The 20,600-nt window shown below is 67.6% G+C and carries 19 protein-coding genes and 1 riboswitch; of the genes, 14 read left to right on the top strand and 5 right to left on the bottom strand.

Annotation, left to right across the window (positions count from 1 at the left end):
• Positions 1-3: 3 nt before the first annotated feature.
• On the bottom strand, positions 4-1,308 hold the full coding sequence (locus H4P35_RS26020) for an MFS transporter (RefSeq protein ID WP_226847544.1): 1,305 nt from the start codon (positions 1,306-1,308) through the stop codon (positions 4-6).
• 82 nt (positions 1,309-1,390) lie between these two features.
• Here H4P35_RS26020 and H4P35_RS26015 point away from each other — a divergent pair, with 82 nt between their 5' ends.
• Positions 1,391-2,395, top strand: coding sequence for an Lrp/AsnC family transcriptional regulator (locus H4P35_RS26015; protein WP_226847543.1), 1,005 nt, complete (start codon positions 1,391-1,393; stop codon positions 2,393-2,395).
• 49 nt (positions 2,396-2,444) lie between these two features.
• Here H4P35_RS26015 and H4P35_RS26010 read toward each other — a convergent pair whose 3' ends face one another.
• Genes H4P35_RS26010 through H4P35_RS26000 form a run of 3 tightly spaced genes read right to left on the bottom strand, consistent with a single transcriptional unit; the run spans position 2,445 to position 7,030 of the window.
• The gene (locus H4P35_RS26010) at positions 2,445-4,934 is read right to left on the bottom strand and encodes a branched-chain amino acid ABC transporter ATP-binding protein/permease (RefSeq protein ID WP_226847542.1); all 2,490 of its coding nucleotides are present in this window, start codon (positions 4,932-4,934) and stop codon (positions 2,445-2,447) included.
• Positions 4,934-5,812 carry a branched-chain amino acid ABC transporter permease gene (locus H4P35_RS26005; protein ID WP_226847541.1) on the bottom strand — a complete coding sequence of 293 codons (879 nt, stop codon included), beginning with the start codon at positions 5,810-5,812 and terminating at the stop codon, positions 4,934-4,936. Before H4P35_RS26005 ends, H4P35_RS26010 begins: the two co-directional genes overlap by 1 nt.
• A gap of 27 nt (positions 5,813-5,839) precedes the next feature.
• Positions 5,840-7,030 (bottom strand): ABC transporter substrate-binding protein, encoded by a 1,191-nt coding sequence (locus H4P35_RS26000; RefSeq protein WP_226847540.1) that lies wholly within the window; start codon positions 7,028-7,030, stop codon positions 5,840-5,842.
• A gap of 230 nt (positions 7,031-7,260) precedes the next feature.
• Here H4P35_RS26000 and H4P35_RS25995 point away from each other — a divergent pair, with 230 nt between their 5' ends.
• Genes H4P35_RS25995 through H4P35_RS25985 form a run of 3 tightly spaced genes read left to right on the top strand, consistent with a single transcriptional unit; the run spans position 7,261 to position 9,668 of the window.
• The gene (locus H4P35_RS25995; protein ID WP_226847539.1) at positions 7,261-8,217 is read left to right on the top strand and encodes a polysaccharide deacetylase family protein; all 957 of its coding nucleotides are present in this window, start codon (positions 7,261-7,263) and stop codon (positions 8,215-8,217) included.
• 49 nt (positions 8,218-8,266) lie between these two features.
• Positions 8,267-9,025, top strand: coding sequence for a GntR family transcriptional regulator (locus H4P35_RS25990; RefSeq protein ID WP_063953733.1), 759 nt, complete (start codon positions 8,267-8,269; stop codon positions 9,023-9,025).
• A 1-nt stretch (position 9,026) separates the two neighbouring features.
• Positions 9,027-9,668: a flavin reductase family protein gene (locus tag H4P35_RS25985; RefSeq protein ID WP_063953734.1), complete on the top strand. Its 642-nt coding sequence runs from the start codon at positions 9,027-9,029 to the stop codon at positions 9,666-9,668.
• A 4-nt stretch (positions 9,669-9,672) separates the two neighbouring features.
• On the opposite strand, the gene H4P35_RS25980 is transcribed toward H4P35_RS25985, so the two are convergent.
• Positions 9,673-10,596 (bottom strand): LysR family transcriptional regulator, encoded by a 924-nt coding sequence (locus H4P35_RS25980; protein WP_226847538.1) that lies wholly within the window; start codon positions 10,594-10,596, stop codon positions 9,673-9,675.
• A 127-nt stretch (positions 10,597-10,723) separates the two neighbouring features.
• Between H4P35_RS25980 and H4P35_RS25975 the strand changes: the two genes are divergently transcribed.
• The 10 genes from H4P35_RS25975 to H4P35_RS25930 all read left to right on the top strand — a co-directional run bounded on the left by H4P35_RS25975 (position 10,724) and on the right by H4P35_RS25930 (position 20,598).
• Positions 10,724-11,704: a tripartite tricarboxylate transporter substrate binding protein gene (locus tag H4P35_RS25975; protein ID WP_056327290.1), complete on the top strand. Its 981-nt coding sequence runs from the start codon at positions 10,724-10,726 to the stop codon at positions 11,702-11,704.
• Between the two features lie 76 nt (positions 11,705-11,780).
• Positions 11,781-13,202, top strand: a complete 1,422-nt coding sequence (leuC, locus tag H4P35_RS25970) for a 3-isopropylmalate dehydratase large subunit (protein WP_175211921.1) — start codon at positions 11,781-11,783, stop codon at positions 13,200-13,202.
• Positions 13,199-13,849 (top strand): 3-isopropylmalate dehydratase small subunit, encoded by a 651-nt coding sequence (gene leuD, locus H4P35_RS25965; RefSeq protein ID WP_226847537.1) that lies wholly within the window; start codon positions 13,199-13,201, stop codon positions 13,847-13,849. The genes leuC and leuD overlap by 4 nt, the downstream gene beginning before the upstream one ends.
• Positions 13,850-13,886: 37 nt before the next feature.
• Positions 13,887-14,774: an alpha/beta fold hydrolase gene (locus H4P35_RS25960; protein ID WP_063953738.1), complete on the top strand. Its 888-nt coding sequence runs from the start codon at positions 13,887-13,889 to the stop codon at positions 14,772-14,774.
• Positions 14,775-14,866: 92 nt separating this feature from the next.
• The gene (locus H4P35_RS25955; RefSeq protein ID WP_056327298.1) at positions 14,867-15,103 is read left to right on the top strand and encodes a DUF1289 domain-containing protein; all 237 of its coding nucleotides are present in this window, start codon (positions 14,867-14,869) and stop codon (positions 15,101-15,103) included.
• Between the two features lie 120 nt (positions 15,104-15,223).
• Positions 15,224-16,270, top strand: a complete 1,047-nt coding sequence (locus tag H4P35_RS25950; RefSeq protein WP_226847535.1) for a glycosyltransferase family 1 protein — start codon at positions 15,224-15,226, stop codon at positions 16,268-16,270.
• 61 nt (positions 16,271-16,331) lie between these two features.
• Positions 16,332-16,479, top strand: a riboswitch (S-adenosyl-L-homocysteine riboswitch).
• A 100-nt stretch (positions 16,480-16,579) separates the two neighbouring features.
• Positions 16,580-17,998, top strand: a complete 1,419-nt coding sequence (ahcY, locus tag H4P35_RS25945; RefSeq protein ID WP_062838889.1) for an adenosylhomocysteinase — start codon at positions 16,580-16,582, stop codon at positions 17,996-17,998.
• Positions 17,999-18,121: 123 nt separating this feature from the next.
• Positions 18,122-18,457 carry a phage holin family protein gene (locus tag H4P35_RS25940; RefSeq protein WP_056327402.1) on the top strand — a complete coding sequence of 112 codons (336 nt, stop codon included), beginning with the start codon at positions 18,122-18,124 and terminating at the stop codon, positions 18,455-18,457.
• A gap of 123 nt (positions 18,458-18,580) precedes the next feature.
• Positions 18,581-19,423, top strand: coding sequence for a methylenetetrahydrofolate reductase [NAD(P)H] (gene metF, locus H4P35_RS25935; protein WP_062838890.1), 843 nt, complete (start codon positions 18,581-18,583; stop codon positions 19,421-19,423).
• Positions 19,424-19,680: 257 nt separating this feature from the next.
• A complete protein-coding gene (locus H4P35_RS25930; protein WP_226847533.1) occupies positions 19,681-20,598 on the top strand; it encodes a DUF4123 domain-containing protein in 918 nt (305 codons plus the stop codon).
• Positions 20,599-20,600 lie beyond the last annotated feature (2 nt).

Raw genomic sequence — 20,600 nt, 5'->3', positions numbered from 1 at the left:
GGCCTATTTCAGGACCTGGCCCTTCGTCTCGGGCATGCGGATGAAGGTGATCAGCGTGATCACGGCGCCAGCCAGCACGTAATAGAAGAACCAGCGCTCCATGCCCTTGCTTTGCAGCCAGGTCAGCAGGTAGGGCGTGGTGCCGCCCAGCAGCGCGACGACCAGGTTGTACGGCGTGCCAATGCCGACGGCGCGCACGCTGGTGGGAAACTGTTCGGACATGATGGCGGGCGCAATCGCGGTGTACATCGCGTACAGCACCAGCCCGAACAGCTCGACCGCCAGGATCGAACCGAACGACGGCCCGAGCGTGGTCATGACCGGGTAGAAGAAGATCAGGTAGCCTGCGGCAAAGAAGATGAGCTGCGGCTTGCGGCCGATGCGGTCGGACAGCATGCCGAACAGCGGCTGCACCAGCATGAACACGATCAGCGCGACGGTGTTGGCCGCAAACGCGGTCTTGGGATCGGCGCCAACCTGCCGGATGGCATAGGTGGGCACGTAGGCCACGAAGATGTAGAACGCAAACGTGGTCAGGACCGAGAAGCCGACGATGCGCAGCACTTCGTGCGGGTGGTCGCGCAGCAGCGTGCGCAGCGGCTGCTTTTCAACGCCGGCCTTCTTGGCGTGCGAGAACGCTTCGGTTTCCGGGATGGCGCGGCGGATCCACATGCCGGCCAGGCCGCCCAGCGCGCCCAGCATGAACGGGATGCGCCAGCCCCACTCGGCCATGTCGGCCTTGGTGAGAACGGTGGTGAGGATCCAGCCCACGGCCGAGGCGGCCAGGATGCCGACCGCGGCGCTGAAGAACACGAAGCTGGAGTAGAAGCCGCGCTTGTTGGGCGGCGCCATTTCCGCCAGAAAGGTCGTGGCCGAGGCATACTCTCCGCCCAGCGACAGGCCTTGCAGCAGGCGCGCGGCGGTCAGCAGCAGGGGAGCAGCGATGCCGATGGTGGCGTAGGTGGGCGTGATGGCGATGATGAGCGAGCCGCCCGCCATCATGAGGATCGTCAGGCCCAGCGCGGCCTTGCGGCCATAGCGGTCCGAGAAGATGCCCAGCACCCAGCCGCCGACGGGACGCATGAAAAAGCCCACCGCAAAGATGCCGAACGTCGCGAGCAGGGCGGTGGTTTCGTTGCCCGGCGGAAAGAACTGGCTGGAAAAGAAGATGGCGAACGACGCGTAGATGGTCCAATCGAACCATTCCACCGCATTGCCTACACTACCGGCCAGAATCGTGCGGCCGCGCGAAACGGGCGGGGCGCTTGCCCCTTGCGCCTGACGCAAGGTTGCGGATGTGCTGCTCATGACGTCCTCAAAGTGGGTTTTGTTTTTTGGTCAAATAGACCAATAAAATTTGTGTTTTTATCAATGCGCGAACGTTAGATTAATGAATATGGTCACGTCAAGTAAGGGTAATTCCCTAATCGGCGCGTTGGACGAGACGGATCTCGCGTGTCTCGTCGCGCTGCAGGCGCAGCCCCGCGCTTCCTGGCGGGAGCTGGGCGCGGCGACCGGCATCGCAGAGCGAACCGTGGCGCGGCGCATCAAGCGCCTGATGGACGCGGACGCGCTGCGCGTCATCGCGGAGCCGGATCCGCTGGCCACCGGGCGCGGCGTGGTGCTGCACGCGTGGGTGCGCTGCCGCTCGGGCCGCGTGCCGGACGTGGCCGAGCGTCTGGCGCGGCTGGACATCAGCCAGCTCGTCGTGACGTTGGCCGGATCGGCCGACCTGATGGCCGAGCTGACGCTTGCCGACGCGGCTGACATGCCGGATGTGGTGACCCGCGTGCTGCCGTCCATCGATGGGGTCGAACACGTGGAGGCGCGGCTGGTGCTGCGGCCATTCCGGCGCGCGGGCCAGTGGCGCATCCAGCCGCAGGCCTGCGGCGATGCGGACGCGCCGCGGCTGTCGCCGCCCGCGGCGTTGACGGATCCCGAACAGCGCATGGTGACGCACCTGATGCGCGACGGGCGCGCCAGCCTGGCTGAATTGGCCGAGCGTTCCGGCGTCAGCGAACCGACCGCGCATCGCCTGCTGCAGAACCTGGTGGAGCGCCGCGCGCTGAGCTTTCGCGTCGAAGTCGAGCCGGCGTTGGTGGGCTTTCCGGTAGAGGCGGTGATTTCCGTGCAGGTGCGGCCGCAGGCGGTCGACGCGCTGGCCGCGCATCTGGCGCTGGACCCCAACACGCGCTGCCTGTTCGGCACCAGTGGCGCCTCGCAGCTCTTCTGGCATGTGCTGTGCCGCGACAGCCTGCATCTGTGGGACGTGGTGACGCGCCGGCTGGGCGAGCTGGACGGTGTGCTGAACAGCGATGTGGGCGTGGTGATGCGCGCGCACAAGCGTTGCGGCATTGTGCGCGCGGGGGCGCGGCTGGATCCGGACGCGGCGTGACGGGGAGACGGCGGCCGGCGGGGCAGCCGCCTTGCCGCCGCCCCGCCGGTCAGGCGCCCAGGTACGCGCGGGCCAGCGCGCCGTCCTGCGCGATGTCGGCCGCAGCGCCGTGCGCCGCAACCCGGCCGGATTCCAGCACGTACGCGCGGTCGGCCAGCGACAGCGCCAGCGCGGCCATCTGATCCACCAGCAGGATCGTCATCGATTCCTTGCGCAGCCGGTCCAGCGCCTCGAACAGCTCGTCGATGATCTTGGGCGCCAAGCCCAGCGACGGCTCGTCCAGCAGCAGGATCACGGGCTTGGCCATCAGGCCGCGCGCAATCGCCAGCATCTGCTGCTCGCCACCGGAAAGCAGTCCCGCGCGCTGGTGCAGCCGTTCGCGCAGGCGCGGAAAGCGCGTCAGCATTTCCTCGACGCGCGCCTCGCGGTCCTCCGGATGCAGGAAGGCGCCCAGCCGGATGTTGTCCAGCACGCTCAGCCCCGGAAACACCTGGCGGCCTTCGGGCACCAGCACCAGGCCGCGCGCGACGATGCGGTCCGCGGCCAGGCCGTGCAGTTCCTGGCCCTGCAGGTGCATGCCGCCCTGCGCCGGCCGGTGCAGCCCTGCCAGCGTGCGCATCAGCGTGGATTTGCCCGCGCCGTTCGCGCCCAACAGCGCCACCATCTCGCCCTGCCTGACCTGCAGATCGATCCCGTGCAGCACGGGGTTGGCGCCGTAGCCGGTTGTCAGGTTGCCCACGCCCAGCACCTCGGGCGGCAGCGCCTCGCCCGCCGGCCTGTGCCGAGCGGCCGGCGCACGGCGCGCGGCCTCGTCGCCCAGGTAGGCTTGCCGCACCTCGGGGGATTGCTGGATCTCGGCGACGCTGCCCTGCGCCAGTTCGCGTCCGGCGTCGATCGCCACGATGTGATCGGACACGCCCATCACCAGCGTCATGTCGTGCTCGACCAGCAGCACGCCCGCGCCCGCGTCGGCGATGCGCCGCAGCAGTCCGGCCAGCCGCGTCTTGTCCTCGCGCGAGAGGCCCGCCGCGGGCTCGTCCATCAGCAGCACGTCAGCGTCGGTGGCCAGTGCCCGCGCAATTTCCACCAGCCGCCGGTCCACGTGGGGCAGGTCGGCCGCGGCAATGTCCAGCGCGCCTTCGTAGCCGCAGAACGCGAGCAGGGCGCGCGCACGTTCGCGCACGTCGGCCGCCAGGTATCGGTGCGAGGCCAGCAGCCCGCCCAGGCGGCCGCGCAACATGCCCAGCGCGACGTTGTCCTCGACGCTCAACGTGTCAAAGAGCTGCGAGGTCTGGTAGGTGCGGGCGATGCCGCTGCGCGCCACGCGGTGGGCCGCCAGCGCGGCCAGCGGCGCATCGCCCAGCTTCACGTTGCCGCTGGTCGGCTGGTAGTAGCCGCTCAGCATGTTGATGACGGTGGACTTGCCCGCGCCGTTGGGGCCGATCAGCGCGGTCACGGCGCCGGGCGGCACGGTGAACGACACCGCCTGCACCGCGCGCACGCCGCCGAAGGTCATGGTGAGCGCGTCGGCATGCAGCGTGCGGCGCGACCGCGCGGACGTGGGCATGGCGCCGTGGCGGGGCGCCAGACCCTGCGTCTGCGCGCGCCGGCGCCAGCGCGCCAGCAGTCCGGCGGCGCCTTCCGGCGCGGCCCACAGCACCACCAGCAGGAAGGCGCCGAAGAATAGCAGGCGGTATTCCTCCAGGCTGGACAGCATTTCCGGCAGCAGGCCCACCACCACCGCGCCGAGCAGCGGTCCGGCCAGCGAGCCCGCGCCGCCGATCGTCACCGCCAGCACGAACAGGATGGACTGCATGAAGTTGAAGTTGTGCGGCGTGATCATGCCGGTCAGCGGCGCATACAGGCCGCCGGCCAGCCCGACCACGGCGGCCGACACCATGAAGGCCACCGCCTTGACCGCCAGCGGATTGATGCCGATCGATTCGCTGGCCGTCTCGCTGTCCTTGACCGCGCGCATGGCCGCGCCCCATGTGCCGCGCGACAGCAGCGCGTAGCCGATCAGCGCGGCAAACACCGCCACGATGGCCAGCATGGCCACGCCGCGGTCGCCGCCCAGGCTGCCGATGGCGGGCTGCACGATGCCCATCAGGCCGTTCTGGCCGCCGGTGAGGGCGCCGCCCTCGATCAGCGCGTGCTCCACGATGAAGCCGAAGGCAATCGTGATCATCGCCAGGTAGGGGCCTTTCACGCGCAGCGCCGGCACCGCGAGCAGCAGGCCGAACGCGGCGCACACCAGCGCGGCGGCCGGCCACGCCAGCCAGAAGCTCCACCCGGCCTGGCCGGTCAGGATGGCGACCGTGTAGGCGCCGATGGCGTAAAAGCCCGCGTGGCCGAACGACATCTGGCCGGTCAGGCCCAACAGCACGTTCAGGCCGATGCCGGCCAGCGCCAGCAGCGCCACGTTGCCCAGCACGAAGACGTAGTAGCCGTTGACGGTGGCCGCCAGCATCAGGGCCACCGCGGCCAGCAGGGCGTACAGCGCCGGCGGCAGCCAGCGCATTGCGGATTGCGTGTTCATCAGACCTTCCTCACATCGGCGCGCCCGAACAGGCCATTGGGCAGCACGGCCAACATGACGATCACCAGCGTGAAGCTGATGATCTGCGTGTACCCCGACCCCAGCGCCACGGTGATCAGCGCTTTGACCACGCCGAACAGGAGGCCCGCGATCATCACGCCCCACGCGCTGGTGATGCCGCCCAGGATGGCGACCACGTAGGCCTTCAGCCCGAACAGCGTGCCCATGTCCGCCGTCACGTTAAAGAGCGGCGCGACCAGCGCGCCGGCCACGCCCGCGAACAGCGTGGATACCGCGAAGGCGGCCATGATGGCGTGGCGCACGGGGATGCCCATGAGCCGCGCGGCGTTCGGATTCTGCACCACGGCAAGCAGCGCCACGCCCCAGCGGGTACGGCGCGACAAGGTGTGCAGCGCCGCCGCCAACGCCAGTCCGACCACCGGAATCAGCAGTTGCAGCGGGTAGATGCCCAGCCCCAGCCCGCCGATTTCAAGCGGCGCTTGCGCCAGCGGCGACGGCAGGCTGCGCGGCTCCTTGCCGAACGTGAACATGACCACGTTGTCCAGCACAATGCCCAGCGCCACGGTGGACATAAGCCACGCGTTCGAGCCGCGGCTGGCAAACGGCCTGACCGCCAGCCGTTCCACGACCAAGCCGTAGAGCGCGCACAGCGCCAGGGCGAACACCAGCGCGATGGCCAGCGGCCAGCCCAGCGTCTGAGCGAACGTGTAGGTCAGCACGGCGCCCAGCATCATGGAGCTGCCCTGGGCGAAATTCACCGTCCCGGACACGGCGTAGGTCAGGTAAAAGCCCAGGGCCATCAGGCCGTACATGCTTCCCAGGCCCAGGCCGCTGACGATGGCGGACATCAACAACATGCGCGTCTCCCGCGTGGTCCGGCCGCGTTACTGCGCGCCCTTGACGGGCAGGATGCGGTTGTCGATGAAGTGCGTCCAGACGTAGTCGTCCTGGCGCAGCGCGTCGTGCGTGGCCGGCGTGAAGGGCTGCTCGTACGTCTTGATCAGGCCTTCGTACTTGCCGATCTTGTAGAAGCCCTGGCGCACCGCGTCGCCGTCGGTGGAACCGGCCTGCGCGATGGCCAGCGCGGCTAGCTGCATGCCGTCGTAGGCGTTGGCCACGCCCACGGCGGGCGTGATGTCCTGCGGTCCCTTGATGTCGGAATACTTGGCCTTGAGCGCCTGCATCACCTTCTCGCCCACCGGTCCCTGCTTGCCGAAGAAGCTGTAGGTCTGCACGAAGTGCACGTCCTTGGCATTGGGACCGGCCAGTTCCGTGAAGCGGCCGCCGGCAGGGCCCCAGTGCGAGACGACCGGCACCTTCCAGCCCATGCGGTCCAGCGACTTCACCACCTGCGCCGACGGGCCCACGTTGCCCACGAGGAACAGGGTGTCGGCGCCCGCGGCCTTCAAGCGGCTCAGTTGCGGCACGATGTCCAGGTCATTGGGCTGGAATTTCTCGACGCCGGCGGGCGTGACCTTGGCCGCGGCCAGCGCGGCGTTCAGGCCTTTTTCGTTGGACTCGCCCCACGGGTTGTTCACCAGGATCATGCCGGGCTTGGCGCTCTGGAACGTCTTTTGCGCGTACTGCACCATCGCGCTGTCGACGATCTCGTCCATCGCGGACACGCGGAACACGAAGTTGGGGTTGCCCTTGTTCTGCGTGATGGCGGTGCCGGCGGCCCACGGGCCCATGAACGGCACCTTTTCCTGGTTCACGATGGGCACAATGGCCATGGAGACCGGCGTGTCCAGGCCGCCAAACAGCACGGCAACCTTTTCCTTGTAGATCAGCTCGCGCGCGGCGGCCATGCCCTTGGCGGGATTGCCTTCGTCGTCGCGGCGTACCAGCACGACCTGGCGGCCGCCCAGAAGGCCGCCGCGCGCGTTGATCTCGTCGATGGCGACCGTCATGCCGCGCGTGAGCGCTTCGCCCGCGCGCGCCGACTCCCCGGACAGCGCGGTGATCAGGCCGATCTTGATCGGGTCCGCGGCCAGCGCCGGCTGCGTGGCCAGGCCCGCGGCGAAAAGGGCGGCGGCGGTCGCGCGACGCATGAAGGAACGACGGGTCGGGGTCATCGGGACACTCCTGAAAAAGTGGAATGAATCTTGCATGGGGTTAAGTGCTGCTTCGTTCCCTCATGCAAGATCCATGCCACCTGTTCCGCGCCGCCTGCCGTATGCCGACTTCGCCCCGCCGCCGCAGGGCGCGGGCGGCGCAGACGGGGTTTGTGCACACCGATGCCAGGATTTTGTCGCCAAAACCGCAGCGATTTTGTTCACAATCATGCTTCAGGATTTGCACCAAAATGAATCCATCCTCGCTTCAAAGCACTAAACCGGGGCGCGACGATCAGTCCCCGTGGACGCCGCAACCCCTGGCCTGCCACGGCCGCTTTCCGTATCGCGGCATCGCCGGCCGCGCCGATTATTCGTGGCCCAACGGCGCGCGCCTGGCTGTGTACCTGGGGTTCAACATCGAGCACTTCGCCTTCGGAGAGGGGCTGGGCGCCGAGCTGGGCCCGCCGTCTCCGCATCCGGACGTCCTGAACTACGCCTGGCGCGAATACGGCAACCGCGTGGGGGCCTGGCGCTGTCTGGAACTGTTCGACGAACTGCGCCTGCCGGCCGGCGTGCTGATCAATACCGCGCTGTACGAGCACTGCCCGGAACTGGTGGATGCCTTTCTTGCGCGCGGCGACGAGCTGATCGGCCACGGGTACAGCAACGCGCACCGGCAGGGCGGGCTGCCCGAATCCGAGGAGCGCGCGCTGCTTGCGCATTGCCGCGACCGCATCCTGCGGCATGCGGGCAGCGAGCCGGCTGGCTGGCTGTCGCCCTGGATCTCCGAGAGCCACGCGACGCCCGACCTGCTGGCCGAGGCGGGCTACCGGTACACGCTGAACTGGTGCCATGACGACCAGCCGATGCGCATGCGCACCCGCGCGGGCGACCTGTGGGCGATTCCGTATCCGCAGGAGCTCAACGACATTCCGATGATCATGGGCCGCAAGATGGACGCGCGCGATTTTGCCGATATGATCCTTGACCAGTTCGAGGAAATGCGCGCGCAGGCGGTCCGCCAGCCGCTGGTCATGGGGATCGCGCTGCATCCGTACATCGTCGGCCAGCCGTACCGGCTGCGTCACCTGCGGCGCGCGCTGGCGCCGCTGGCCGCCGCCCGCGACCGGGGCGAGATCTGGTTCACCACGCCGGGCGAGATCTGCCGGCACGTGGACAGCCTGCCGCCGGGCGTGATCGACTAGGCGCTGTCCCGCCACCTTGATGTGTTTCCCTTGTTGACCCGAGTCCCGCATGTCCACCAAAAGCGCCGCCAAACCCCGCAGTCCCGCCACCGCGCGGTCCAAGTCCGCCAAGCCCGCCGCGGACGATGACGTCCTGCCCGACGCCGACATGGAGCGCCGCATCTGCGAAGCGGTCTACGAAAGCGTGATGAGCCAGCGGCTCACGCCCGGCACCAAGCTGCCCGAAGCCGCGATCTGCGAACTGTTCGGCGTGTCGCGGTCGGTGGCCCGCAAGGCGTTGCAGCGGCTGGCGCACGAGCATGTGGTGGACCTGCATCACAACCGCGGCGCGGTGGTGGCCGAACCCACGCCTGAAGACACCCGCCAGATCTTCCAGGCGCGCCGCGCGCTGGAAGCCGCGCTGCTGCCGCTGGCCGCGGCCCGCGCCACGCGCGCCGACTACGCCTCGCTGCGCCGGCAGCTGCGCGACGAGCACGCGCTGCTGCATCGCGCCGGGCAACCGGCCTGGGCGCGGCAGGCCAGCGCCTTTCACGTCCGCCTGGGCGAACTGTCCGGCAACACCATCCTGCACGGCTACCTGGCCGAGCTGGTGTCGCGCTGTTCGCTCATCGTGGCGCTGTACGAGCCGCCGGGCAATGCCGCCTGCGAACACGGTGAACACGTGCTGATCGTGGACATGCTGGAGCGCGGCGACGTGGCTGAAGCCGTGCGGATCAACGACAACCACCTTGCGGACCTGGAGCGGCGCATCAGCCTGGAGCGCCCGCAGCCCGCGCAAACCCTTGCCCAGATGCTGGGACTGGCCTGATATGGAAATCGACTTCGACGCTATCACCGAGTACCAGCGCTACAAGCTGATGGCCAGCCTGATCGTGCCCCGGCCGATCGCGCTGATCACCACGCTGTCCGAGACAGGCGTGGTCAACGCCGCGCCGTTCAGCATGTTCAACATGCTGGGCGAGGACCCGCCCATCGTGATGGTCAGCATCAACCGCCTGGAAGACGGCGGCCTGAAGGACACGGCGGTCAACATCGCGCGGGACAAGGAATTCGTGGTCCACCTGACCGACGAGGCCATGGCGGAAAAGATGCACCGCTGCGGCGACCGCCTGCCGTCCGATGTCAGCGAACTGGCGCATGCGGGCCTGGACGCCGCGCCCAGCCACCGCGTGGCGCCGCCGCGCATCGTGCAGGCCCCCGTTGCGTTCGAGTGCACGCTCTTTGAAACCCTGGAGACAGCCAGCCGCCAGATCTTCATCGGCCAGGTCCGCTGGCTGCATGCGCGTGACGGGCTGATCGACACGGAAACGTGGCGCGTGCGGCTGCAGGACTACTTTCCGGTGGGGCGGTTTGGCGCCAGCTTCTATGTGCGCACGCGCGACCGCTACGCCATCGACGCGGACAGCGCGCCCGCGGGCGCTGCCGCCCGCACGCCCATCGACGAGATCTGAGCGCTCACCACACCGCGGCGTCCGAGCCCGGCGCGCGCACGCGGCGCGCAAAGCGCCGCGACAGGAAGTCGACGAAGGCCAGCGTCTTGGCCGGCAGGTTCAGCCGTTCCGGATAGAGGGCGTGGATGTCGGCGGGCGGGGTGTGCCAGTCCGTCAGGACCTCGCGCAGCCGGCCTTCGCGCAGGTGTGCCGCCGTTTCCCATTCGGAGCGCATGACGATGCCGTGGCCGTCCAGCGCCCATTCCAATGCGCTCTGGCCGTCGTTCGAGCTGACCGGCCCGCGCACCTTCACGGTTTCCGCGCGGGCGCCCGATTCCAGCCGCCAGGTGCCGTAGGCCACGTCGTTCTCGCGCACGACGATGCAGCGGTGGCGCTGCAGGTCGCCGGGCGTGCGCGGCTCGCCATGCGTCTCCAGGTAGCGGGGCGATGCGCACAGCAGGCGCCGGTTGGACGCGATCCGGCGTGCCGTCAGCCGCGCATCGGGCAGGTCGCCGAACCGCACCGCCACGTCAAAGCCTTCCTCGATCAGGTTCAGCGGCCTGTCGGTCAGCCGCATCTGCACTTCCACTTCGGGGTACTGCCGGCAAAAGTCCGAGACGGCCGGCACGATGTGGGCCCGTCCGAAGCCGAACGTGGCGTTCAGCCGCAGCAGCCCCTGGGGCTGGGCGCGCGCGCTGGACACCGATCGCTCCAGCGCCTGCAGGTCGGCCAGGATGCGGGATCCCTCGGCAAGATACAGCTCGCCTTCCTGCGTCACGCTGACCCGGCGGGTGGTGCGGTTCAAAAGGCGCACCCCCAGGCGCTGCTCCAGCTTGGCCAGGCGCGTGCTGACCGCGGGCGGGGTCAGTCCCAGTTCGCGGGCGGTGGCGGACAGGTTGCCGTGCTTGACCACGAGCGAGAAAAAGGCGAGATCAGAGAGCGCATCCATGGCTATTTATAAATCCGATTTAACAAAGCTTTATTTTTTCTCCGAATTATAAGAACCGACTGGGTCTATACACTGGGTTCACCGATACAGAGCCGCACCCACGCGGCCAACCGAGGAGACCCGAAAAATGAAGACAGCCAGATTGGCCGGCGCATTGTGCGCCGCCCTTGCCGCATCCTGTTGGGCCCATTCCGCCGCCGCCAGCAACGCCTTTCCCGAGCGTGCGGTGACGCTGATCGTGCCGTTCGCGCCGGGCGGCAGCGTGGACATCGCGGCCCGCCTGATCTCCGACGCGTGGGCCAAGGAACTGGGGCAGAGCGTGATCGTTGAGAACCGCGCCGGCGCGTCCGGCAACATCGGCATGACGGCCGTGGCGCGCGCCGAGCCCAACGGCTACACGCTGGGCATCAACACCATGTCGCTGGCCATCAATCCGGCGCTCTTCAAGACCATGCCGTTCGATACCGCGAAGGACTTGCGGTCCGTGGGCACGGTGGGCACGTCGCAGCATGTGCTGACGGTCACCAACGCGTTGCCCGTGCAGTCGGTGAGCGAACTGCTGGCCTATGTGCGCGCCCGTCCCGCCAACGACCTGAGCTTTGGTTCGGCCGGCACCGGCAGCACGTTCCACATGGCGGCCGAGTTGTTCAAGTCCGTTTCCAAGACGCAGATCATGCACGTGCCATACAAGGGCGGCGGTCCGGCCATGCTGGACACGATCAGCGGACAGGTGCAGATGAGCTTTCCGGTGCTGTCCGCGGCCAAGCCGCAGGTCGATGGCAAGAAGCTGCGCGCGCTCGGGGTGACGGGCACGGCGCGTTCGCCGCTGCTGCCCGACGTGCCGACCATCGCCGAGTCCGGCCTGCCCGGCTACGAATTCAACACCTGGTTCGTCATCAGCGCGCCGGCCGGGACGCCGCAGCCGGTCATCGACACGCTGAACGCCAAGCTTGGCCAGGCGCTGAAATCGGCCGCGCTGACGCAGCGCATGCAGAAAGAGGGCTTCGAACCCCTGATCACGTCGCCGGACAAGACCGATGCGATGGTGGCCGCGGAGATGACGCGCTGGTCCGGCATCGTCAAGGAAGCCGGGATCGAGGCGAATTGATCGCCTTCCAAGGTTTAACGCGCACTACCCGCCCGCGCGCGCCGCGGGCGCATTCTTCAAGCAAGGAAGCACAGACATGCCCGGCATGACGCTATACGACAAACTGGTGGCCAGCCATGAGGTGGCCCGGATCGACGGCGAGCACGTGCTGCTCTACGTCGACCTGCACATCATGAACGAGTACACCAGCCCGCAAGCCTTCAGCGGCCTGGCCGCGCGCGGCCGGGGCGTGTTGCGGCCGGGTCAGCAGATGGCGGTGGTGGACCACATCATCCCCACGCATCCCGTGCCGTCCGCGCTGCGCGTGATCGCCGATGACGCCTCGTCGCGCCAGGCGCTGAACCTGAAGCGCAATTGCGACGAACAGCGCATCGCGCTCTTTGACACCACCGATCCGCTGCAGGGCATCGAGCACGTCATCGCGCCGGAACACGGCATGATCCTGCCCGGCATGGTGGTGCTGTGCGGCGATAGCCACACCACCACGTATGGCGCGCTGGGCGCCCTGGGCTTTGGCATCGGGACGAGCGAAGTCGAGCACATTCTGGCGACGCAGACGCTGGTGTACCGCGTGGCGCGCAACATGCGGATCCGGATCGACGGCACGCTGCCGGCGCATGTGTCGGCCAAGGATCTGGTCATCTACATCGTGCACCGCATCGGCGCGCAGGGCGCGCGCGGCCATGCCGTGGAGTTCTGCGGCGAGGCCGTGGCCGCGCTGTCCGCCGAAGCGCGCATGACCTTGTGCAACATGACGGTCGAGGCCGGCGCGCGCGCCGCGCTGATCGCACCGGACGCCGTCACCGACGCCTACGTCACGGCGCACGCGCCGCAGCTGCGCGGCGCATTGCTGGACGAAGCGCGCGCCTGGTGGGCCACGCTGCGCTCGGACGACGGCGCGCACTTCGATGTGGAACACGTGTTCGACGCGAGCCGCATTGCGCCCTTCGTGACGTGGGGCACGAGCCCGGACCAGGCGATTGCCGTCGACGGCGCGGTGCCCGATCCGCGCGACGAGCCGGACACGCTGGCCCGGCTGGCGCTGGAGAAGGCGATGGACTATATCGGCCTTGCCGCCGGCGAGCCGATCGCCGGCGTGCCGATCGATCGGGTGTTCATCGGCTCCTGTACCAATGGCCGAATCGAGGACCTGCGCGTCGTGGCGGGTCTGGCGCGCGGCAGGAAGGTGGCCGCGGGGGTGCGCGCGATGGTGGTGCCGGGGTCCGGCGCCGTGCGCGCCCAGGCCGAAGCCGAGGGGCTGGCGGCCGACCTGATCGCGGCGGGCTTCGAATGGCGCCAGCCCGGCTGTTCGATGTGCCTGGCGATGAACGACGACGTGCTGCGCCCGGGCGAGCGCTGCGCATCCACCACCAACCGGAATTTCGAGGGACGTCAGGGGCGGGCAGGGCGCACGCACCTGATGAGTCCCGCCATGGCCGCCGCCGCCGCGCTGGCCGGCCGTATCGTCGACGTGCGCGCATGGGGAGACGCCAAATGACTGCAATGATCGAAGGCGTGGCCGCGCCGCTGCCGTATTCCAATCTGGACACCGACCAGATCATGCCCAAGCAGTTTCTGCGCATCATCGACAAGGCCGGGCTGGACAAGGGCCTGCTGTACGACCTGCGCTTTGACGAACAGGGCGCGCCGCGGCCGGACTGCGTGCTGAATCAGCCGGCCTATGCGGGCGCCAGCATTCTTGTGGCGGGCCCCAACTTCGGCTGCGGCTCCAGCCGTGAACACGCCGTCTGGGGCCTGCAGCAGTTCGGCATCCGGGCGGTGATCGCGTCCAGCTTTGGCGAGATCTTCTATTTCAACGCGCTCAACAACGGCTTGCTCTTGGTGACGCTGCCGCCCGCCGAGGTCGACGCGCTGCTCTCGAAGGTGTCCAATACCCCGGCGTCCGGATCCAACCGCGTCGGCATCGACGTGATCGCCGGCCAGGTGCGCGCCGCCGATGGCTGGCAGGCCCGCTTTGACCTGCCGGCGCGGCATCGCAACATGTTCGCGCAGGGGCAGGACATGGTGGGCGCGACGCTGCAGCAGTTGCCAGAGGTCGCGCGTTTCGAAGCCCGCCATTGGGCGCGCTTTCCGTGGATGAAGGACGTGGCGCGCCAGGTGCGGGATCGGCTGGACGCCGCCTGACGCGGCAGTCGCGCCACGACGATAGGAGATAACGCAGATGACCGCCTTTTTCGACCTGCCGGTGCGGCGTTTTGCCGCCAACGGTGTGGAGATCGCCGCCCGCATCGACGGCTCGGGTCCGCCGCTGCTGCTCTTGCACGGGCATCCGCAGACCCACGCCATCTGGCACCGCGTCTGGCCCGAGCTGACGCGTCATCGCACCTGCGTGGCCGCGGACCTGCGCGGCTATGGCGACAGTGACAAGCCCGCCGCCAGCGCCGATCACGCCAAGCATTCCAAGCGGGTCATGGCGGCGGACATGGTGGCGCTGATGCGCGGCCTGGGTCATGACCGCTTCGAGATCCTGGCCCATGACCGCGGCGCGCGGGTCGCGCACCGGCTGGCGCTGGACCATCCCGAGGCCGTCGCCCGCATGATGCTGCTGGACATCGCGCCCACGCTGGATATGTACGAAGGCACGACGCGCGCCTTTGCGCAGGCCTATTTCCATTGGTTCTGGCTGATCCAGCCGGCCCCCGTGCCTGAAACGATGATCGAACACGACCCCGTCTTCTACCTGCGGTCCGTGATGGGCGGCCGGCCGGGCGGGCTGGCGCACTTTTCCAACGAGGCCATGGCGGAATACGAGCGCGCCGCGCGTCAGCCCGGGTGGGCCACGGGCATCTGCGAGGACTACCGCGCCTCGGCCACGATCGATCTTGCGCAAGACGAAGCGGGCCGCGCGGCCGGCGAGCGCCTGCGCATGCCGGTGCGCGCGATGTGGGGCGAGCGCGGGGCCGTCGGCCGCAACTTCGATGTGCTGGCGCTGTGGCGCGCGGTCGCCGACGACGTGACGGGCGGGCCGCTGCCGGGCGCGCATTACCTCGCGGAGGAATCGCCGGACGCGGTGCTGGCCGAGGCAGGCGATTTCTTCGGTTGGCGCTGAGGCAGGCGGGGCGGGTCCGCGTGTCAACCAAGCCTTGGCAGGCGATAGGGATATCCAAAAAGGGACGCACCCCTGGTGTTAACCTTCGCCCCATGAATCGTTACTTCGCCGATCTTTCCGAATTGCCCGACGCCGAGGACGCGCAACGCGCCTTCAAGGCCTCGGATTCGCCTTGCGTGGCCGTCTGCTCCACGCTGTTTGACGACATCTGCCGCGGCTGCGGCCGCACCGCCATGGAAGTCGCCAACTGGGTGTTCATGTCGGAAGCCGAAAAGCGCGAAGTCTGGATCCGCATCCGCTCGCAAGGGTATCCGCGGCGCAACAACTGACGCGCTGCGCCGGGGGCGCCACACCGCTTTCGTGGCGTTGAGGGCCGGGTCCCTGTCCCCGTCTTGGGCTTGTCACATGGCGTAGGCTCAATAGCGCCATTGCCCACTTCCGGCTCCATCATGCGCATCGTTCTCGTCACGGATGCCTGGCATCCGCAAGTCAACGGCGTCGTCCGCACCTGGACGACCATGCGGCAGATCCTCAGAGAATGGGGCCACGAGCTGATCGTGGTGAGCCCCGAGGGCAGCCGAACCATCCCCGCGCCTTCCGAACCCGATCTGCGCCTATGCCTCACGCCCGGCCGGCAATTGCGCCGCGTGCTGGGCGACACCATTCCCGATGCGCTGCACATCGCCACGGAAGGCCCGCTGGGGCTGGCGGCCCGCCGCATGGCGCTGCGGCGCGGCTGGCGCTTCACCACGTCCTTTCACACCATGTTTCCGGACTACCTGCAGGCGCGCATGGGCATCCCCGCCGCGCTGCCGTGGCGCTACCTGCGCTGGTTTCACCGGCCGTCGCAGTGCGTGCTGGTGCCCACGCCCACGGTGCGCGACATCCTCGTGCGGCGCGGTCTGGCGAATCTGCGGGTCTGGTCGCGCGGGGTGGATCCGCGCAAGTTCCAGCCCGCGTCCAGCCAGGCGTTCCGGGATCTGCCCCGGCCCGTCTGGCTGAGCGTGGGCCGCGTCGCCAAGGAAAAGAACCTGGATGCCTTCCTGTCCCTGGATCTGCCGGGCACGAAGGTGGTGGTGGGCGCGGGGCCCGACGAGGCGCGCCTGAAAAAGCGCTTTCCGGACGCCGTCTTCCTGGGCATGCAGCAGGACGGCGCGCTGCCGGGGTATTACGCGGCGGCCGACGTCTTCGTGTTTCCCAGCCTGACCGATACCTTCGGGCTTGTCATGCTGGAGGCGATGGCCTGCGGCACGCCGGTTGCCGCCTTCCGCAGCGAGGCGCCCATTGCCGTGGTGCAGGAGGGCGTCACGGGCCGGCTGGACGACGACCTGAAGCGCGCCTGCCTGGCCGCGCTGCCGCTGGACCGCGACGCCGTGCGGGCACACGCGCTGACCCGCAGCTGGGATTCGGTCGCCGCGGACCTGCTGGATGCACTGGTGCCGCTGACGCAGGGGGACTCGCGCGGGGCGGCCAACGCCTGGGCCACCACAACCTGATACAGACGCGCGGCCCGGATGTGCTGGCCGTTCTGGGCGCCAACCTTGTACAATGCCCGGCAATCCTGAGGAGCGTTGCGACGACCCTGCGGTCCCCCAGGTGGCCCCCTTGCGCGGCCACCCCATGCGGACCCCGGCTCGCCAGGCTCAGGAATCCTTGTTCAAGCGCCGCGCCTTGCGCGTCGCTACAGCAACGGCGCTCACCTTTGTCGCGTATGGCGGGAAAGGCGAGCACTCGACTGTCGTGGTGTATTCGCGTTGTCCGGCCATCTCGTGCGCCGTTCGTAATTTACGTGGAGCCTACACACCATGAACGCTGTGACTGATAAATCCTTTACCGACTACCTCGTCGCCGACATGTCGCTGGCCGGCTGGGGCCGCCGCGAACTCGCCATCGCCGAAACCGAAATGCCCGGCCTGATGGCCATCCGCGAGGAATTCGCCGCGTCGCAGCCGCTCAAGGGCGCGCGCATCGCCGGCAGCCTGCACATGACCATCCAGACCGGCGTGCTGATCGAAACGCTGGTGGCGCTGGGCGCCGAAGTGCGTTGGGCCTCGTGCAACATCTTCTCCACGCAGGACCACGCCGCCGCCGCCATCGCCGCGTCCGGCACGCCGGTCTTCGCCGTCAAGGGCGAGACGCTGGAAGAGTACTGGCAGTACACGCACAAGATCTTCGAATGGCCCAACGGCCAGAACGCCAACATGATCCTGGACGATGGCGGCGACGCCACGTTGATGCTGCACCTGGGCACCAAGGCCGAAAAGGACCTCTCCGTCCTGGCCAACCCGGGCAGCGACGAAGAGCGCATCCTGTTCGCCGCCATCAAGGAAACGCTCAAGCGCGATCCGAAGTGGTACTCGACCCGCCTGGCGCTGATCAAGGGCGTGACCGAAGAAACCACCACCGGCGTGCATCGCCTGTACCAGATGTCGCAGAAGGGCGAGCTGGCGTTTGCCGCCATCAACGTCAACGACTCGGTCACCAAGTCCAAGTTCGACAACCTGTACGGCTGCCGCGAATCGCTGGTTGACGGCATCAAGCGCGCCACCGACGTCATGGTCGCCGGCAAGATTGCGGTTGTGGCCGGTTACGGCGACGTGGGCAAGGGCTGCGCCCAGGCGCTGGTAGCGCTGCGCGCGCAAGTGTGGGTCACCGAAATCGACCCGATCTGCGCCCTGCAGGCCGCCATGGAAGGCTTCAAGGTCGTGACGATGGAAGAAGCCGCCGCTCACGGCGACATCTTTGTCACCGCCACCGGCAACTACCATGTGATCACCCGCGAGCACATGAATGCCATGAAGGACCAGGCCATCGTCTGCAACATCGGCCACTTCGACAACGAAATCGACGTCGCTGCCCTGGCCGACTGCAAGTGGGAAGAAATCAAGCCCCAAGTCGACCACGTCATCTTCCCGGACGGCAAGCGCATCATCCTGCTGGCGCAGGGCCGTCTCGTGAACCTGGGCTGCGCCACCGGCCACCCCTCGTTCGTGATGTCGTCCTCGTTCGCCAACCAGACGATCGCCCAGATCGAACTGTTCACGCGCAACGAAGCCTACAAGTCCGGCGAAGTCTACGTGCTGCCCAAGCACCTGGACGAGAAGGTCGCCCGCCTGCACCTGAAGAAGCTGGGCGTCAAGCTCACGACGCTGCGCCAGGATCAGGCCGACTACATCAGCGTGCCGGTCGAGGGCCCCTACAAGCCCAATCACTACCGCTATTGATGGATGTAGCACAATAGGAAAATACCGCGCCATGTCGGCGCGGATTTTCCGATCTGCGGGTCACGCCCGTCCTCGCCCGGCGTCGACGGGTCCGCGGAGCGTCAATACAGGAGTTCGAACATGGTGACACTGATACTCGTCTGGATCCTGAACGCGGTGGCCTTGCTGGCCGTTGCCTACCTGCTGCCCGGCATCACGGTGGCCAGTTTCGGTTCGGCGCTCATCGCCGCGCTGGTGCTGGGCCTGGTGAACATGCTGGTCAAGCCGGTCCTGGTGCTGCTGACGCTGCCCATCACGATCGTTACCCTCGGGCTTTTCCTCATCGTCATCAACGCCTTGCTGTTCTGGTTCGTGGGCTCCGTGCTCAAGGGCTTCCAGGTCAACGGGTTCTGGTGGGCCGTGGGTGGCGCGATCCTGTACAGCATCATTTCCGGTCTCCTGACCAAGCTGATCCCGTAGAGGGCCCCCCCGAGCGCTGCGCGCTTCCCCCAGGGGCGTGCCTGCGGACCGGCGGAGCCGGATCCGCGGCACCCCGCGCTGTCACACTGGCCGAATGCGGCGCTTAGCCATAAAAATACTGATATGTCCGAATCGATTTCTCCTGCTTTCAGTCTGGAATTCTTTCCTCCCCGCGACCTGGCCGGCCAGGAGCGGCTGGTGCGCGCGGCCAAGCAGATGCTGGCCATCCAGCCCAAGTACGTCAGCGTGACGTTCGGCGCGGGCGGCTCCACGCGCGCCGGCACCGCCGACGCCGTACGCACGCTGCGCAACCTGGGTTGTGACGCCGCGCCGCACCTGTCGTGCGTGGGCGCCTCGCGCCAGGACCTGCGGGACATCCTGCAGGCCTACAAGCGCGAAGGCGTGCGGCGTGTGGTGGCCCTGCGCGGCGACCTGCCGTCGGGCATGGGCGGCGACGCGGGCGAGCTGCGCTACGCCAACGAGCTGGTGTCGTTCATCCGCGAGGAAACCGGCGACTGGTTTCACATCGAAGTGGCCGCCTATCCCGAAATGCACCCCCAGGCCGCCAATCCCTCGGCCGACCTGGACCATTTCGTGACCAAGGTGAAGGCGGGCGCCGATGCCGCCATCACGCAGTACTTCTTCAATGCCGACGCCTATTTCGACTTCGTCGACCGGGCCCGCGCCAAGGGCGTGAACGTGCCGATCGTGCCGGGCATCATGCCCATCACGAACCACACGCAGCTGCTGCGGTTTTCGGAGATGTGCGGCGCGGAAGTCCCGCGCTGGATCCGCCTGCGCCTGGCCGAATTCGGCGACGACAAGGCCTCCATCCGCGCCTTCGGCGTGGACGTCGTGACAGAGCTGTGCCAGACGCTGCTGGACAACGGCGCGCCCGGCCTGCATTTCTACACGCTGAACCATTCCGAAGCGCCGCTGGCGATCTGGAAGGAACTGACGGTGTAAGCGGTCGCCGGCGCGGCGGCGGAATTACCGCTGACGGTTATGGCAAAGGGCCGGCGTCTACCCCGGTCTCAATAAGTTGGTCAGATCGATCCCCACGAAGCGTTACGCGGCGTGGGGATTTTTCTTGCTGGTAACTCAGACCTGCTCCTCAGCAGTTTCGAAGTATTCATATGTCCAAGGGCGCGGCCCCGCCTTAGATTGAACGACTTTTCGTTCAATCAACGAGTGAAACTCACATGGCGGGAGCGGCGACTGATTTGACGGCCAAGGCGTCCAGATGGACGCGTCGGGTGGTAAGTACATTGCCATGTCCGGATTGGACCTCGCTGGAACACGGTATCCGCCCCTGGATTTTTCTGGACGGCGCCCGCAGCGACACACTCGAAAGCGACGTTCTGCGAATCACAAGGGCATTCGAGCACCGGTGGGTCTGGCGCGACACGCCTCAGGAGTACCGCAACCCAGGCTATCGCCATGGTCCCCTGCTCGTGCCCCTGGACGAGGCCTTGTTCACGCACGCCCTTGACCATTGGTTCCGTCAGCAAACCGGGATCATCCTGCTCGCCTCTGACGATCACGATACCCTGGTCGCCCATCTGCAACAGTTGCATCAACTGACGGGTTCAGACGGACTTCCGATCAGCTTCAACCTTAACGGCGCGCGGGCGCTTGAAGAGTTCTGTGAAGGCTTGAACGCGCACGCCCTGGCCAGGCTGTTCGGCCCCATCCAACGCTTCATCTGGTACGCGGGCAACCCGCATCAGGGCGAATGGCTGGTTGCGGACTCTCCGGTATCGGGGCAAGCCATGCCTGCGCTGGACGAGCCCCTCGCCTTGACGAAAGCCGACGAGATCTCACTCGACCAGGCCAGCCTCGCGTGGGTCATGCGCGACTGCGTGCGTAGTGTCCGCCAACAAACCTCTGCGTATAACGACCCCAAGAATGATCCGGCCTTGTGGCGGCACGCGGACCTGTTCGTTCGCGAGGCGGCGGATCAACTTGCATTCACCCTGGAACGCGACGTTCGCCGCTACGTCGATCTGCGCTTTCGCTACCCGCAAGCGGCTTTCTCCACAGACAACGTGCTTCGCGAAATGCTGACCAGCCGGCACATTTCGGGAAAGCAGCGGTTGGTGGACGCCGAAGCACGGCTCTCGACCCTTGTGACGCGGTAAAG

The sequence above is a fragment of the Achromobacter sp. 77 genome, assembly GCF_020541125.1.
GTDB classification, from domain to species: domain Bacteria; phylum Pseudomonadota; class Gammaproteobacteria; order Burkholderiales; family Burkholderiaceae_B; genus Achromobacter; species Achromobacter mucicolens.
The sequence above is the reverse complement of the archived record's forward strand: the minus strand, read 5'-3'. Positions and strand labels throughout refer to the sequence as shown.